At 57.6% G+C, this 16695-nt stretch carries 15 protein-coding genes; 1 reads left to right on the top strand and 14 read right to left on the bottom strand.

Features of this window, described 5'->3' with window-relative positions:
- The 9 genes from VGE55_RS12170 to VGE55_RS12130 form a co-directional block, all read right to left on the bottom strand.
- On the bottom strand, window positions 1–528 hold the full coding sequence (locus VGE55_RS12170; RefSeq protein ID WP_331131953.1) for a YcbK family protein: 528 nt from the start codon (window positions 526–528) through the stop codon (window positions 1–3).
- Window positions 525–1424, bottom strand: coding sequence for a prepilin-type N-terminal cleavage/methylation domain-containing protein (locus VGE55_RS12165; RefSeq protein ID WP_331131952.1), 900 nt, complete (start codon window positions 1422–1424; stop codon window positions 525–527). The genes VGE55_RS12170 and VGE55_RS12165 overlap by 4 nt, the downstream gene beginning before the upstream one ends.
- Before the next feature lie 87 nt (window positions 1425–1511).
- Entirely contained in the window at window positions 1512–2111 is a 600-nt protein-coding gene (locus VGE55_RS12160) for a prepilin-type N-terminal cleavage/methylation domain-containing protein (RefSeq protein ID WP_331131951.1), read from the bottom strand.
- 97 nt (window positions 2112–2208) lie between these two features.
- On the bottom strand, window positions 2209–3363 hold the full coding sequence (locus VGE55_RS12155; RefSeq protein ID WP_331131950.1) for a hypothetical protein: 1155 nt from the start codon (window positions 3361–3363) through the stop codon (window positions 2209–2211).
- The gene (locus VGE55_RS12150) at window positions 3360–5084 is read right to left on the bottom strand and encodes an ATPase, T2SS/T4P/T4SS family (RefSeq protein ID WP_331131949.1); all 1725 of its coding nucleotides are present in this window, start codon (window positions 5082–5084) and stop codon (window positions 3360–3362) included. The genes VGE55_RS12155 and VGE55_RS12150 overlap by 4 nt, the downstream gene beginning before the upstream one ends.
- Window positions 5081–5554, bottom strand: coding sequence for a hypothetical protein (locus tag VGE55_RS12145; RefSeq protein ID WP_331131948.1), 474 nt, complete (start codon window positions 5552–5554; stop codon window positions 5081–5083). The genes VGE55_RS12150 and VGE55_RS12145 overlap by 4 nt, the downstream gene beginning before the upstream one ends.
- Window positions 5544–6851, bottom strand: coding sequence for a type 4b pilus protein PilO2 (locus tag VGE55_RS12140; RefSeq protein WP_331131947.1), 1308 nt, complete (start codon window positions 6849–6851; stop codon window positions 5544–5546). The genes VGE55_RS12145 and VGE55_RS12140 overlap by 11 nt, the downstream gene beginning before the upstream one ends.
- A gap of 8 nt (window positions 6852–6859) precedes the next feature.
- Window positions 6860–8701: a hypothetical protein gene (locus tag VGE55_RS12135; RefSeq protein WP_331131946.1), complete on the bottom strand. Its 1842-nt coding sequence runs from the start codon at window positions 8699–8701 to the stop codon at window positions 6860–6862.
- Window positions 8692–8970, bottom strand: a complete 279-nt coding sequence (locus VGE55_RS12130) for a TcpQ domain-containing protein (protein ID WP_331131945.1) — start codon at window positions 8968–8970, stop codon at window positions 8692–8694. The genes VGE55_RS12135 and VGE55_RS12130 overlap by 10 nt, the downstream gene beginning before the upstream one ends.
- A 312-nt stretch (window positions 8971–9282) precedes the next feature.
- On the opposite strand from VGE55_RS12130, the gene VGE55_RS12125 reads away from it, so the two are divergent.
- Window positions 9283–9618: an STAS domain-containing protein gene (locus VGE55_RS12125; protein WP_331131944.1), complete on the top strand. Its 336-nt coding sequence runs from the start codon at window positions 9283–9285 to the stop codon at window positions 9616–9618.
- An 8-nt stretch (window positions 9619–9626) separates the two neighbouring features.
- On the opposite strand, the gene VGE55_RS12120 is transcribed toward VGE55_RS12125, so the two are convergent.
- The 5 genes from VGE55_RS12120 to VGE55_RS12100 all read right to left on the bottom strand — a co-directional run bounded on the left by VGE55_RS12120 (window position 9627) and on the right by VGE55_RS12100 (window position 16667).
- Window positions 9627–11264, bottom strand: coding sequence for a sulfatase-like hydrolase/transferase (locus tag VGE55_RS12120; protein WP_331131943.1), 1638 nt, complete (start codon window positions 11262–11264; stop codon window positions 9627–9629).
- Entirely contained in the window at window positions 11257–13863 is a 2607-nt protein-coding gene (locus VGE55_RS12115; protein WP_331131942.1) for a glycosyltransferase, read from the bottom strand. Before VGE55_RS12115 ends, VGE55_RS12120 begins: the two co-directional genes overlap by 8 nt.
- Window positions 13864–13940: 77 nt before the next feature.
- On the bottom strand, window positions 13941–14285 hold the full coding sequence (locus VGE55_RS12110) for a DMT family protein (RefSeq protein WP_331131941.1): 345 nt from the start codon (window positions 14283–14285) through the stop codon (window positions 13941–13943).
- A gap of 81 nt (window positions 14286–14366) precedes the next feature.
- Window positions 14367–15329, bottom strand: a complete 963-nt coding sequence (locus VGE55_RS12105) for an MBL fold metallo-hydrolase (protein WP_331131940.1) — start codon at window positions 15327–15329, stop codon at window positions 14367–14369.
- 108 nt (window positions 15330–15437) lie between these two features.
- A complete protein-coding gene (locus VGE55_RS12100) occupies window positions 15438–16667 on the bottom strand; it encodes an MFS transporter (RefSeq protein WP_331131939.1) in 1230 nt (409 codons plus the stop codon).
- Window positions 16668–16695: the final 28 nt, after the last annotated feature.

The raw sequence follows: 16695 nt of genomic DNA, 5'->3' as shown, positions 1-16695 counted from the left end.
TCACCACCGGGCCGATTGCGGGCGCACATCGAGGTGCAGGTGTTCATCGTACAGCCCGACACCACTTTGCGGCATGTGCAAGGCCAAGGTGTGCACTTTGCTTAAATCAACACCGCGAGGAATGAAGTCCACCGCCCGAAACCGCAATGAAGGGCCCGGCAAGTGGCGCGACTGGTGCGCTGCACCCTCGGTGTGGGCATTGGTGCTGGGCATGCGCAAGCCCGACGTGATGTCAAACACACAATACCCGTAATGCTCAGCCACCCAGCGCTGAAGCATCGCCAAGCGCAAAAGCAAGTTGGCATCGGGTTGGCCGACCATGTTATCGGCCTGAACATCCCGCAGCATCCAAGCGGCTGCTTTGTATCCATCCGGTTGCAGCAGGTTCATGCGGTAGCGTTCACCAGCGCGTTGAACATCGAGAAACAACGGGCGAACAGATGCCAGAGCCAAACCGGGCATTGCACACGACACCAAACTCGCCAACAGCAAATGGCGGCGGGTCTGGCTCTGGATTGGCGCGCTCATTTGATACACAGCAGGGAGGTGATCTGAATGGTGGACGTATTGTTCACGGCCATACACATCACCGTCAGGCTGCCAGTGGTTGACTTGTTGGAGTTCATCACTGTTGTGCTGGTGCCCAAAGGAACGGCCGGGTAACTGAAAAAGCATTGATTGCCATTGCCCTTACCGTTGGTCCCCGCAGCAAGCACATTGTTGACGGAGCCACTGGGACAATCACCCGAACCACCACCGCCGGTTCCCGAGTCGCTGGAGCCTGTCGGCGTAAATGAATCGATTCGCATGCCAACCACGCCGGCAGGATACGGTTGCCCGCTTACGGTAATCGTGGGGTGCGCAAAATTGGTGGAGTTGTTGAAACTGAATGAGCCCACAGCGCTCACCAGGTTTCCGTTGGGTGCTACCCGGGCGAATCCATTGCCGCCCAGGCGCTGCATCATGGCACCCACCTTGGTGCCATCATATTGCCCGGTGGCCGGGTTGTCTCCTTTGGCCAGAAAAGGGTCGCGCACATATACATAGCCGTCAATCACGCAATTGCCCAGGGAGCAACCCGATGGGCTCACCGTGAGTTTGAGCACAAACGGGCTTTGGTTCAGCGTGGCCAGTGTACTGGCCTGGCTGGGCAGCAACTGCAGGTTGAGCAGTTCGGTTATGGTGGGTGCCAGCGCATTGCTCACACCGGCCACAGAGCCACCCGAGACAATGGTGGCGCCATTGATTTGAACATAAGTGCTCAAACCATCTCGAATTTGTTTGATTTGGTCCGCTTGGGCATACGCGCCCTGCACGGTGTAGTCCTTCACGGTGCTTCGAATGGCCAGGTAAGCCACCACCGCAGCCACAATCAGGCCCAGTGACATTTCAATCAGGGTGAAACCCCGTTGTGTTTGAAGCATGCGTTTGAACAATTCCGGTACTCCGTTTAAACACGCCCCCACCCTGCCGAAGGGGCAGGATGGGCAGCAATCGACACGCAGTGCGAATTAGCCGCGGTCAAACACCAGGTACAGCGAACCGCTGGTGGTGATGCCGTTGCAAGCCGATGTGGCTGTTGCAGCGTTGATGGCGCCGGTGGTGCTGACCACGCTGGTGCCGGATGCACCGCCGATGGACACCGTCGATGTGTTCACCACATAAATGGCGTTGGTGGCTTGGGCCACAGCGTTGATCAGGTCATAGCACTGGTCGGCAGGAACGCCGCCCCAAGCCAGCGTGGCGTAGGTACCAGTGGGTGTGGTTTCAACCTTGCCGTCAATACCGCTGCCGTACAGGATGGGCTTCACGCCGTAGGTGTTACCGGCAGATGCAATCGCTTTGGGGATGGTGGAGGAAATCACAGCCGGGTCGGTGGTGTCGTTCTTGCCGTTCAGCGCGGTGTACTGGTTGGTACGACCAAACTTCTGCTTGGCTTCCGCCACAATTTCAGTGATGGCGGTGGTGTTTTCACGCACCTTGGTGCGGCGTGCGTTGTTCTGGAATGCAACAAAAGCCACAGCGGCCACGATGGCGGCAATGATGAGGCCGATGGACACTTCAATCAACGTGATACCAGCCTGGTGTTTGCGAAAAGCGTATGAGTTCATGGGGTCTTCCTGTCTAAAAAATATGTGTTTCGCATCATGCTGAACACGGGTTTAAAAAAACAACATCGGTACTGCACTACGGTACTGCTTTAAAAAATCAACGGAACTGCTTCATCCTGTTCACGGGGTCCAGTGCGTCGGTCATGCTTTGCGCAATCGACAACTGGCCCACGTACAAAAACAGCACGCAGGCGGCCGAAGCCACCATCAAGAGCGTGTTCATGCCCTTGGAGGTTTTTTCAATTTCCTTGCGCACTTCGGCCACGCCCTGCGTACCGAGCTCAATCAGCACCCGGTCAAAACGGGTGTCGTTGCGGATGGTGGTGGCCAACCGGGCCAGCAACTTGGGGCTGAGCAAACCGTTGGCAAACGCTTCGACATACTCGGTGGGCGCCACATACAAATGGCGGCTGACACGCCGCAAATGCCATTGCATCCACGGTTGCGCCATGGAGCGCAGGTTGTCGATGGCCCCTGTGAGGGTGCTGCCACTTTTGAGCAGCACAGCCAGTGAGGTGAGCAACAAGGTCACCTGAAAATCCCTGTAAATCGACAAGGGCAAGGCAATCGGAAACACCGGAAACAGCAACAAACCGATGCCTTGTGGAATGCGTTCAATCCGCCCGCGCCATTTGCCTTTCCAGCGTGGCATTTGATAAATGAAGAATGCGATCAGGGCAATCATCACGCCCATGGTCTGAAAGCCGTGACTGGCCACCGATTCAGAAAAGTTGCGGACAGCCGCGTTGTAGGGCGTCCACACCTCGGGCGGCGCAATTTGCGCAATGATGGGGATGCTGCGGGTGGCCAGCACATAGCTGAACACAAACACACCGGGCAACATGATGAACGGGGGGAACATGGCCTTGAAAATGAGGCTGCGCGCCTGCTTCTGCTGCTGAATGGCCACCACCAGCGAACGCAGGGTCTCGGGTTTGTCCTTGGACTGGTCTACCGCCGACAACATCAGGCGGTCTTCATTGGGCATGACTTCACTCAAAATCTGGCTGATTTTGAAGTCCTGCCCCTGACTCAACTTGGCCAACATGAGCCGCATGGCAAATTCGCGGGACGAATCCCGCGTGGCCTTGGACTTGGCAATTTTCTGCTCTTCCACCAGGAATGTGCGAAGCCGCTCGCGTCGCTCAATGGAGCGGGCCAACTGCAGGTAAAACTCATCACGCTTGCCGCGAAAATCCATCAACTGGACATAGGTCCAGAGTGACTTGAACAAGGCCATGATGCCGTTCACGACAACACCTCAAAGCGGTGAAAACTGTCGAATCGCTCGCACACCCGCAGGTCGACCGTGCCCATCAGTGCCTTGTACAGCGAATGTTCAAACACGGTTTTGCCCGTCATGTCCGGGCTGTCAAACTGGCCATTGGACTTGGAGCGGAAGTAGCGCATGGCGTCGTAATCTTTGGCCTCGCGAATCAACTTCAGCCACTCCGTGTCCGGGCTGTACACCTCACTCACCACCGTCAAGCCCGAGGTTCCGCGTCCACGGCAGCGGCCACAACCCCGCGGGTTTTTGAAGAAGAAGCGGTCGCGGGTTAGACCAAACCGCTGCTCGGCCAGCGACAAAATGTCGTACACATGCTCAGAGTCGGCGTACACCCGCGAGTACACCGAGCCATTGATGCGGCAGTTGGTGCACAGCTTGGGCACCAGCGCCTGGTACACCAGCAGGGTCAGCATGTTGGGGTTGGTGAGCACCTCACGGCTCATGCCGATTTCATCGTTGGTCAGGCGGGGCACAATGCCGGAAATCAAATGCGCGTGCACCGTGGCGCAGGCCATGTGGCCGGTTTCCACAATTTGCTGGGCAGCCATGGCACTGGCGGAATCGCGAATTTCCCCCATCATCACGCAACCGGGGTCGGCGCGCATCAGGCCAGCAATCACTTCCGAGAACTTGGCCATGGAGGCCTGCCGGTCAATCAGGTCACGCTGAATCGGAATTTGGTGTACGCCCTTCAAGGGGTATTCCACCGGGTCTTCCAGCGAGTAAAACGCATCCGCTTCCAAATGCGGATGGGTTTCAATGAAGGTCTTGAGCGAGGTGGTTTTACCGGAGCCCGTCACACCTGAAAAAATGATCAAACCCGATGGGGTGTTGGAGGCGTTTTTCAGTTCCTGAATTTGCGAACGCGCATAGCCCAACTGCTCGTAACTGAGGGTGGGGCTGTCCACATCCACATACAACAGACGACACACCAGCTTGGTGCCTGACCAACCCCGAACGCTCTGGTACCGCAGGGCCACGCGTTGACCGGCAATTTCCCGGGGCTCGATCATGCAGTACAGGTTCTCGGTGGTCGAGAATTGGGACTCGCTGTTGGAACCTTTGCCCGATGCGTTGTTGTAGGCCCAGGCCATGGCCCGCTCGGCCTGCAGCGGCGTGTAAATGCCGTTCTGCCCGTCCCGCAGGGGCTCCAGGTCACCGTCCACACGCAGGTGCACTTGGGCCACGTTGTTGGTGACCCGCACGTGAATGTCGGTGGCTTTTTCACGCACAGCCGCATTCACCCACGATTCAAAAATTTCCTTGGCCTGGCTTTGCGAAAAATTGCTGTCTTCCAGGCCTTCCAAATCCACTTCATTGGATCGGGCCAACTCGGTCAGATGCTCCAGCACACTGATCGAACAGGGTTGGTCCTTGCCATCCAACTGGTATTTGTTGGCAATCAGACGGCCACGGGCCTGGGCAATGAAGGGTGCCAGCGGAACCGGGGAATCGGGATTGAACAGCACCAAGGCCCGCTTGATCCCGGTCTCAATGATGACCAAATGCGACTCAACCGCTGCGGGCAACAGCACCAGATGAGACCCAGTTCGCCCACTCAACACACTGGTGTAAAACGGCAACTCGGACAAGGCATTGATGACCACAGGCCCGTCGGCACGGGGGGCGATGCTGGGCGCCACTTTGACCGATGCGTTTGCCGATACTTTCGCAGGTGCATTCATGGCCGCCCCCCCACCGGAATGGTCCGGCGGCTTTTGGCAGCGCCAGTTTTTTCAATCTGCACACCCTGCTCGCTCAGGGACACGATTCGGTGGCCATTCCAGACATCGCCCTGGCGATAGGTTTGCACACCACCTTTGCCATCGGCCACTTCAAGCTTCAAATCACCCAAGGGTCCATAAATGGCCATCACGGTGTTTCGGGCAGCCACAGGCTCTTCTTCCACCAATGGGAACAGGCTGCGAATGGGCGGCATGCCTGACTGACCTGGATCGGCCGGTGCAGGCGCTCCGTCGCCCGCAGAGCTGGCCGTGGGCGTGCCGTTGAGCTTGTTCAAAAACTCGGTTTCTTCAATTTTGCGTTGACGGTCGGCCAGGGCGCGAATGCTGATTCCGCCCGATGAACCGGCAGCCAATACCTCTCCGCCCAGCAAGCACAACACCAGCAGCAAACAGGACCGATCAATACGCATAGTAGGCCCCCTGCAAATCCAGCTCGATTTCAGGGGCTGCAGAACGGACCGCAGCAAACGTCATGGACAAAGAATCCCAATACATCGATTTTTCCTGCGCCCGAATGAAGGCTTCCGCCATGGAAACACCACCTTTGAAGCGGAAGCGATAACGGCTCACCGCCCCTTCTGGAGAAATGTTGGCGTAACCAGTGGGCCAAATTTCCGGTTCGGCAAACATCTCAATCTTGAGCTTGGAATGCTCATACACCTGGCGCTGCTTCAGTACCCAGTTGTCCAACTCGCTTTTCACGGCCAACTCTCGCCATGCCTTGGGACCTGACAATGGCAAGTTGAAATTGCGCGTCACCACCGCTTGCGAGGGCGTCGCCTTGTTGAGCAACACACCGTAGCCCTCTTTCACAGGAAACGCGGCTTCCAACTGATCGGTGTACCCACCGACCGACATCCATTTCATGGTGCACGCGGCGTACTTGCACTCCATGCTTTGCAAAGCCCAGCCATTGATGAAGTACGGCAAGTCGTATATGGACTGCAACAGGGTTTGATAATCGGCGTTGCTCAAGCCCACCCGTCCCAAACTTTGCTCCAGTGCCTGACCATATTCCTGCGTCTTGTCCTGCAAGGCGATCTGCTGGGCCAACGCCCGCTTTTGCGACGCGTCGCTGTAGTACTGGTAACCCATCCATGCGCCCAGCACCACAAACACCAGGGCAATCAGCTGCGACAGGTTTTTGTAGTCCAGCGGGATGGTCTGGATTTTGTCATTGCGCTGAACATGCCGCTTGATGAATGCTGCATCGTCCTCAATGTGAACATCCGCCACCCAGATTTTGGTGTCGTTGCTGACCACCCGAAACAACTGGCTTTCTTCCCGACTGCGCTGGTAATACTCCATCATGGCCAGCACTTCACTTTCGGTGGCGATCACGTCCATGGTGGGTACACCGTGCTCGATCACCACCAGCGCAACTTCGCCCAAGCGGTCGCCCGCGCGAATGCGCCAGGCCACCAGCGAGTCGGTGTCACCAAATGCACGGGCCAACACAGCCGCCAGCGCGTAGGGCGCTTCCTTGCGTTCCTCTTTGCTCAGCGACTCGTCGTAATTGTCAAACCCGGCGACCATGGTTTTGCCGGCCTTGACGGCAGCGTAAAAGCTGCAATCCATCAGCAGTGCGTTCTGGCGGACTTCCGCCATTTGCCCCCACACCCTGCGCGCAAACACGGGCTGCCAGGACAAACCCGCCACCAGCAAGCGCTTGGCATACAGACCGATCGTGCTGGTCTCGTCTTTCATGGCGAAACCTACAAAATCACAGCGCGAATGAACACGATGAAATTCTCACGCCGCGCACTGGCCACGCGTGAGCCCCCAAAACCCAGGCTGATGCCCTCACCCAGCGTGCGCTCATCGCCGCTGGAAATGTCTCTGGACAAACCGGTGATGGCCATGACCTCACCGGGCTTCAATGCAATGGTGTATTGGTCCGAAATGGCGCTGGTGTTGGGTGTTTGCACCCGCTGCAGGGTGTCGCCACTGCCGGTGGTCACTTCAAACAGGCCGAGCAGGTCCGACAGGCTCAAGCCCATCTTCACCATCACGGTGTTGTTTTCCAGGATAAAAGGCATGACGGCATACTGATCGCCCGTCGTAATCGAACTGGTGGTTAAACCGGGCAAGCCTGTGCCACCACCCAGGGCGGAGCCGACGGAAGGCTTGGTCTCGGACAGATAACCCGTGGTGTTCAAACGGGCTTTGCGCGCCCACTGGCGGTTCAGCGCAATCAGCGAAATGGGGCGGTGTTGCACATTGTTGCCAATTTGGTTGAGGGCGTTGATGACCACCGATGAATTGCCAAAGCGCCGGCTGGTGTCGCTGGTACCACCGGGCAAAATGGTGGCCGTGATTGCACCGGCATTCAGCGAGGTCAAGGTGGTGGGTGCGGATGAACTCACACCATAATTGCCGGACAGGCTTTGATAAAACGCCGCCCAATCCACACCGAGCTCGTTCGCATTGCTGGTGGTGACCGAGTAGATGTCCATCTGGATTTGAACCTGCTTGAGCATGTTCGCGTTTTCGGCACGAATGAACTCACGCACACTGGCCTGGGCGTCGCGGCTGGTTCGCACCACCAGGCGTCCAGAGCCTTCAGAGACAATCACCTCGGAACCCGGCACACCCTCCACCATTTTTTTCACCACCGACACCAGGCTGGTCATGCTGTTGATGGCACCTTGCTCGGCCACGTTCAATTGGGACGAGGCACTCATGCCCTGCCCTGTTGTGGAACCCGTGGTACCGGAATTGATGGTGTAGTTATAGCCGTTGGGGAAACTGGCCACCTCGTACATGGCGGTGGTAAACCGCATGATGACAATGGCGCCGTCCCGGTATTCCCAAGACAAGCCCAACTGGTCGGTGAGGTTGTTTAGAAAACCAATCAAGGTGCCACGCCAGTTCATGGACGCAGCCGACAACATCAGGCTGCTGGCAGGTGGGTTTGCACCGCCACCCGACACACTGCCCGCACTGGCGGCACTGGGTTTTGAACCCACCGGCGGCAAGGCCTGCACAGCCCGCATGGCTTCGGCCATGGCGGCAGCTGAACCTGTATCGCCCGCCTTGGCCGTGCCCGCTGCTGCTGAACCACCGGCAGCAGCTTGACCGCTGGATGATGATGCGCTGGTATCACTGCTGCCGTTGCCACCATTGGTGGCCGGGTTGTTGTACACATCCTGCTGAATACGAACCGGAATACCCACCATTTGGGCCAAACGGGCCGACACCACCGACAAGGGCAACGGCGCTTTGCCGTCGGCAAAATTCATCACATATTCTGCCGAAAAACCCGGGGGTAGCTTGTCGTCCGCATTGGTGGGCAGCATGGCCGCCCCCACCCAACTGCGACTGGAAAACCGCAGCACCGTGGGTTTGCTCTGCTTTTTGGCCGATGCCTCGGCAAAGTCGGCGCCGCCGCGCACCTGGCTGTCGCCCGGCAGGCTGCGCACCACAGCGTCACGCTTTTCAACGGCCTGGCTGCGTTTGAAATCCGTTATTTTTTGGGCCGTTGGGGTGGTACACCCCTGCAACAACAAGATTGCTGCGCAAACACTGGTCACTGGGCTGAGGGGCTTCATTGGCATTCCCTCGCCTGGTCGCCCAAGCGCGTGATGCGCAGCAAGGGCGGGTTGTTTGCATACACGCAGGCTTCCAACGGGTACTCGGAATTGGCAATGCCCGGCGTTTCCAGCACTTGCTCAATGGCGTCCGTAAAATTACCGTCAAACACCGAGGGGGCACCAATCAACAAATACCGGTCGGCATCCCAACGAAATGAATAGCCAGCCTGTTTTGCCCAGCGCGCCAAGGCCCGGTCCAGACGGAGGTCATCCAGCCGAAGCTCCCACCGCATGGTTTGGGGTGGGGCATCGCTTGCCAATGGCGCCGCGTGCGAAACCGTCACCAAACAGTAAGCCGCAATAACCGCGTAAAAAACGCGTAAAAATTTGTTTACCACCCTGTCGTAGCCCTGTCTAATATTTGGAATTAATCGTTGTTTACATCTGAACCACAGGTGCTGCTGTATAACGCTATAACGACTTGGGTCAGAAAATCAATATAAACAATTGTCAAATTTCGAATAAATTCGAAAGTGCATATTGTTGCTGATACTGGCTGACAGCGGTTTTGGATTTTTTTACTGGATATTTCAAACGGGTTGCCTATGATGACCATTGAAGAGCAGGACGATGTGCAGGTGGTGCACCTGGAAGCACGGGTGGTGGACGCCAAAACCGCCGGTCACATTCGCGAAACGCTGCAAGAATTGATGCCGCACCACAAGCGGTTTGTTTTGGACCTGACAGCCACACAGCTGGTGGACAGTGGTGGCCTGGCGGGCATTGTGATGCTGCTGAAAAACATGAACAGTCAGCAATGCCGGATGGTGCTGTGCAACCTCAGCAAACCGGTGGTCACACTGTTTCAACTGACCAAAATGGACCGGCTGTTTAAAATTCAACCCGATCTAAAAACGGCCATTGTTCAATGCGCTGAGTGAGCTCGCTGTCAGGGCTGGATGGATTCTGGCCCGAAGGCCTTCAACAGCGTCGCAGTGAGGTCGTGCAGGCCACCCAGTGGCTTGCGTTGGGCTGGAGTCAGCCCCTCTGAAAACCCCAACTGTTTGAAACGGTTCAGCAGGGCTGGGTCGCTGGCGACAACAAACACCGGCACATCCCACGAAGCGTCCGGCCCGGTCACGCTGCCAGTGGGCTGATGGTCACCCAACATCACATACACCGTGTCGCGTTGCTCAGGCTGCTCAAAATACCCGGCCAACCACTGGTGGCAGTAGTTGATGGTGCGCAGGTAGTCTGGCCGCATGTTGGCCCAGTTCACTTGCTCGGCCTGTGCGCGAGCAGCAGCCACCGGGTCAAAAGGCGTGTCGCTCAGCACCCTTTTCCAGTCGGGCTGGTAGGGCGGTACCTGATAAAACGGAAAATGCGTGGAAATGGTGGGAAACACTGTCAAGCGCGGTTTATCCCCAGGTTTGACCGGGTATTGCGCTGCGTATTTTGCCAAGGCGTACTGGTCGGGAATTTTCCAAAAGCCAAAGGCTGGCCCGGTGTACTGCAGGTCTGGCCCGCTGATGTAGCGGTCAAAACGATAAAAACTGCGCTCCACCCAATCCCAAAACACCGAGTGGTACAAGCCCACCACCTCGTAACCCTCCCGTTGAAACACTTGCAACAGCGTGGGTCGCTCGGTGGTCATGAGCACGTCAAACTTGCGAGGCTGGTGCAGGTTGAGGTCGATACCGGACAACACGGACATGTGGGCCAGGTCGCTGGCACCGCCCACGGTGGGTGACGTGTAAAAAGCGGACACCACATGTCGGCCATGTTGTTCAATCGCTCTTTCAAGCTCACGCCGTGAGCCTGCCACTGCAGCGTTGGCATCAGGCTGATCATAGAGCATGGCCCCATAGGTTTCCAGCAACATGAGCATGACATCGCGTTGCTTCAAACCCGTCAACACGGTGCCCGGTGGCTGGGCCATGGCGACATCCACCACGGTGCTGGCGGGCAACAGACTGGCCGCCCCTGTGGGCGAAAAGGCATCCCACAGGCGCACCGCTTCCTTCCAGTAAGTGGGCACCACCGGCTTGCACACCACCTGCCAAGTGGATTCAACACCCGCATAGTTGGCACAAGCCACTGCCGACAGCGGCAGAACAAACACCCACAGGCGCACCGTTTGCCGGTATGTCCACAGGCCATCGGCCAAAGCCGAAAACCCCCAATGAATGGCCCGGTACACAGCGAGCACAAACACCACCAAGGCCACAGCGGCCAGTACGCTCATCCACCAGGGCAAGCCTTTGGCACTCACCCACACAAAACGGGGCAACTGCGGCAAGTCCCAATACAGGTTAATAGGACGCCCCAGCAGGTTGGGCACCACCATGTCGGCGTAGTGCCCCACCACCAGCAGCAGGTAAAAGCCAGACAGCACCGACAACACGCGTTGCCCCAGGCGACCACGCCACACCGTCCACGCGGCCATGAGCAGCATGAGGACCAACAAGTCGGGCCCCAATTTCAGGGTGGGCTTGACCCACACGGTGGGCCACACTGCTTCAAAGCCAATTAGCGCATTGAGCAACAACACCGCGCCAAGCAATTGAACTGCGCTTTTTTTAAACAAGTGATTCCGCCTTTTTGTCCGCTGGACATTCTGTGCCGGCACTGATCAGCGACACCACCACCGCAGCCACACAAGGCAGGCTTTGCAACAACAGCACAGCCAGCCAGGCCAGGTTTTCCTGAACATCCACACCCAACCGAAGCACCAGCAGGGTTTGAAGACACAACAATGCAGCGGCACAGATGGATTCACCCCGCGCAGCGGCCAAAGCCTGCCGCCAGCGGGCACGCAAGCCCGTCTTGGGTGTGCGGGCAAATGGAATGGCACGCCCCAACACCAGACCGCTCAAGGTGGCATGCCCAATGGTGTAACTGAGTGCCAGGCCAGCCAGGGTGGCGGCCATGGCCTGGCCCAAACTGGTGCCAACCCGCGTGGTGTACAGGGTGAGCAACTTGACCAGCTTGAACACAAAAAACAGCAAAGGCACGGTGCTGATGAGCAATGGCGGCGCATTAAACATCAAGGGGTTGATCAGCATCAGCACAGACCACACCATCGCCAGGCCCGTGAACAGCAGGTTCAGGCCATCGGCCATCCAAGGCAACCAACCGGCCAAAAAGTGGTACCGCTGGCCCACCGTGAGCCCGGTGCGTTTAAAGCCCAACAAGGCCGCAGCATGCTCACGCAAAATCTGCATGGCCCCATAGGCCCACCGGTGGCGCTGTTTTTTGTAATCCAGAAATGTATCCGGCATCAGGCCTTGGCCATAACTGTGGTCAATGTACGTAGCCTCATGCCCTGCTTCAAAAATGCGCAGCCCCAGCTCGGCGTCTTCCGTCACGGTGCTGGTGCCCCACCCACCCAACTCTTGCAGCACAGCACGCCGCACCAAGGTCATGGTGCCATGCTGAATAATCGCATTGCGTTCATTTCGGGTCACCATGCCCACGTGGAAAAAGCCTTTGTACTCTGCGTGGCACAACGCCTTGAAAGCACTGTCGCCAGCATCCCGATAGTCCTGCGGGGCTTGCACGATCGCAATCGAGGGTTTGGAAAACGCAGGCACCAAATCCCGCAACCAGTTGGGGGCCACTTGATAATCGGCATCGATGACCGCCACCACATCGGCCCGGGCATCGGTGTTTGCCAGCGCCACGTTCAAGGCACCCGCCTTGTACCCTGCCAAGGGGCTGACATGAAAAAAGCGAAATCGACGGCTTGAACTGTCCAGGCTCATGCAATGCGCCTGAACCGGTTTCCAGGTGGCCTCGTCGCGGGTGTTGTTGTCAATCACCAGCACTTCAAAGTGTGGATAATCCAGCCGGGCCAGGGCATTCAGTGTGGCTTTCAGCAGTTCGGGAGGCTCTTCATACGCGGGCACATGAATGGACACAAACGGCAAGGTGGCCAACGCCTGCGCGCCTTGGCGTGGCAATGGCTTGGCCAGCAACCGCTTGCGGCCAGCCACCCAGAGTGCTTCAGCCCATTCATGGGCTTCGGCCAGCACCACCACCACAATGCCCAACACACCCAGCAACATGAGCACCGACACAGCCACACTGAGCCACGTGTGGTATTGCTGCGAAAACGAATACAGGATGTACACCACGAGCGTGGAAGCGGAAAAGGCGTTGAACATGAGGAATGCACGGCCTGCAGTGGTCAAAGACCGGCCATCGGCCAACAAAAACACCGTGATGAACAGGGCCAGACCGACCGACACACCGGCCAGCATTTTCCAGTGCGGCACGGCGATGATGGGGTTGCGCATTTCAAACTTGGGGTTGCGGTCTGCATCGTACACACCCCAATGGGCACCCACTGCGCCTTCAATCGTTCGCTTCCAGGGCTGGTCAAATGCTTCCATCACATAAAACACCACGCCCTCGGCCTGGGCACGGTGAATGAAACGCCGCAAAAAAATGGCCTGGTTGGCCTGCGAGGCCACCGCTTGCTGAATGGTGCGGCCTTGGCTGGGCCAACCCACTTCAGAGACCACCACCCGCTTGCCTGGAAAGCGGGTTTGAACCTGGTGCAGGGTGTTGAACGCGTAGTCCACCGCGTGGTCCATGTCCACGCCCTCCCAAAATGGCAAGAGGTGAACAGCAATGTAATCCACATGGTCAGCCAGCTCGGGGTTTTGTAACCAGATGTGCCAGGGTTCCGCAGTGCTCACCGGGATGTCGGTCGATGCCCGCACTGCGTCCAGATACGCGGTGAGTTGATTCACGGTGACATCGGCGCGCAACAGGGCCTCGTTGCCCACCAGCATGCGAACAATGTTGTGCGGGGCAGACCGCGAGATGGCCACCAAACGATCAACCTCCTGGGCATTGCTGACTGCATCGGGTCCAATCCAGGCGCCCAGGGCGACGTTGATGTCATAGGTTTTGGCAAGCTCAGGTATGTCACCAAACACGCCGTCTACTGTGTAAGTTCGGATGGCGCGGGTTTTGCCCTGCAAGCGGGCCAAATCACGAATGATGTCGGCCTGCGTGGGCAACACATTGTTTTGCGGGTTTTGGTCTTTTTGGTAGGGGGAAAAGGCAAAGCCGGGAATGACATCCGGCCAGGCGGGCTCCTGCACGGGTTGGTTGACAGCGCCATAACCACCAAACACCATCAGGACAAACGCACACAAGGCCAAAAACGACGGCATACCGCACCTCACACTGCAACAGGCAAAGCTAGGTTAACGCAGTTTGAGCGGCTGGGGTGCACCACCAGACCAAAGGCCTACAACGGGCCCTTGAAAATGAAAAAAGCACCCAAGCCAATAAAGGCAAAGCCCACTGCGTGGTTCAGTGTGAGCTGCTCGCCCAAATACACCACCGAGAACACTGCAAACACCGCCAGGGTGATGACCTCCTGCATGGTTTTAAGTTCTGCAGTGCTATACACCGTGTGGCCAATTCGGTTGGCCGGGATGGCAAAGCAGTATTCAATGAGCGCAATCAGCCAACTCACCAGAATGACCACGTACAACGGCTTTTCACCAAACTTCAAATGACCATACCAGGCAAAGGTCATGAACACATTTGAAATGATGAGCAACAGCACAGGCAGCAGTTTGGGGGACATGACCACAGCACCTCAGCGCAAACACGTTCAACAAAAAACGCCCCCGAGGGGGCGCTTTCAAGGTTTACATCAAGGCTTGAATTACTTCAAACCCTGGTAGTTGATGGGCAGGAAGGTGTAGCCCTTGCCGTTTTTCACCAAGTGGCCCACACCCGGGAATGACAAGTGGCTGGCACCCACCAGATAGCCATTTTTGGCGGCATCGGCGAAGGCCTTTTCACGCTCCTTGCGAGCGGCCTTGCTGTCACTGTCGAACCCAATCGTCACTTCAGGGTGGCTGAACTGAACCGACGCAACGTGCATGAGGTCACCCCACAGCATCAGCTTCTGGCCTTTGCTGTCCACTTCGTACACGGTGTGGCCCGGTGTGTGGCCGTAGCTGGCAATCGCCTTCACGCCCGGCACAATCTCGGTGTTGCCTTCAAAGGTTTTCAGCTTGCCGGCTTCCACGTAGGGGTTGACCGAGGCCATGGCACCCTGGAAGAAGCCTTTCTTGTCCTCAGGTGCTGTGTCCATGTTGGCTTTGCTCAGCCAGTAGTCGGTGTCTTTTTTGTCAATGCGCAATGTGGCATTGGGGAAGGCCACCTTGCCATCGGCCACCAGGCCCCCCACGTGGTCCGGGTGCATGTGGGTGATCACAATCTCGTCCACCTGTTCGGGCTTGTAACCAGCCGCTTTCAGGTTGGCCATCACATTGCCCAGCGTGGGGCCAAACAGGCCAGCCGCACCCGTGTCAATCAACACCAGCTTGCTGCCAGTGTTCACGAGGTAGGCATTCACGGAGGTGTCCACTTCATTGCCCAAAAAGCTGTCCTTCAGCGCTTTGCTGGTTTTCTTTTCGTCTTGGTGCAACAGCTTGGTCACAGGCAATTTGACGGTGCCGTCCGACAGGGCGGTGACTTCAAAGTCACCCAGCAAGATGCGGTAGTAGCCGGGGGCCTGTGTTTTCACCATGGGCGCAGCTGCCATGGCGGGTGCTGTGGCAGCCAAGCCACCCAAAGCCAGGGCCAGGCTGGCCACGAGTGCAGATACAGAGTGCTTCATGAATGGGTCTCCTAAACAACGGGAGCGCTCAGTGTACGCCAATGACGTGACTGCTGGATGTCTACAACAAAAAAGTAAGCGCGATAAGCATTTGCAACCGGGTAAACCCTAGCGCGATAACGGCATGGTTGAGGACAGCGGCGTGATTTTTTTCAGCAGCAAGGCGCAACCCAGCACGGCCAACAAGGCCAGCAGCAGGGTTGCACTCACCCCGCGCCATTGACCAAAGCCCCAGGCCAAGCCGGCACCTGACCCCAACAAACTGCCACCCAGGTAATACGCCGTGAGGTACACCGCCGAGCTGAGCGCACGGCGCTCGCGGGCTCGCTCACCGGCCCAGCCGCTGGCTGTGGAGTGCGTGCCAAAAAACCCCATGGTGAACAGGGCCACGCCCGCCACAATCAGCGGCAGCCAGGCAAACTGCGTGAGCGCCAAACCGGCAATCATCAACACCACCATGCGCCACAGCACATTGCGGCGGCCAATTTTGTCGACCCACCGCCCGGCTGTGGCCGACGACAGCGTGCCCAAGGCGTACAACAAAAAGATGGCGCTCACCTGCGTGTGGCTTAGCCCATAGGGCGAGGCCTCCAGTCGAAAACCCAGGTAGTTGTACAGCGCCACGAACACGCCCATCAACATGAAGGACACGGCATAAATTTTTGGTAACGCCGCGTCTGCAAACAAGGCGCGGGCGTCTTGCCACAACACGGACAGGCTCACGGCGCGAGCCCGGAAATGGCGGGAGTCCGGCACGCTGCGGTAAAACAGGATGGCGGCAGCCATGCCCAACAAGCCCGAACACAAAAAAGCCATGTGCCAGCCACCCATCGACGTCAGCCAGGAAATGATGAAGCGGCCGCTCATGCCGCCAAACGCATTGCCTGCAATGTACAAGCCCATGGCACGCCCCCGGGCACTCGGGGCAATTTCCTCGCCCAGGTACGCCATGGCTGTGGCGGGCAGACCAGCAATCGCGATGCCCAGCAACACACGCAGCACCAGAAAGTGGGAGAAGCTGTCCACCAAGGGCACCAGCAATGTAAAAAAGGCCGATCCGAATAAGGAGCACTTCATCAACAGGCTTCGGCCATACCGATCAGAAAGGAGGCTGAACGGAATCAACATGAGTGCCAAGGCAGCCGTGCCGGCACTCAATGTGAGGCTGGCACCGGCGGGTGACACGTGAAAGGTTTGGGCAAACAGCGGCAGCAGGGTTTGAGGCCCGTACAACAGCGAAAACGTGGCAAAACCACCCAGAAACATGGCCAGGTTGGCCTGTTTGTATTCGTTGGTGCCCGCTTCCAGGTAAGCGGGTGCAGTGTAAATGCTGGACATGCGTGCCTGCGGTGTTTGCCTCAACAAA

Origin of the sequence: Limnobacter sp. (assembly GCF_036405155.1) — a bacterium.
Lineage (GTDB): Bacteria > Pseudomonadota > Gammaproteobacteria > Burkholderiales > Burkholderiaceae_B > Limnobacter.
The sequence above is the reverse complement of the archived record's forward strand: the minus strand, read 5'-3'. Positions and strand labels throughout refer to the sequence as shown.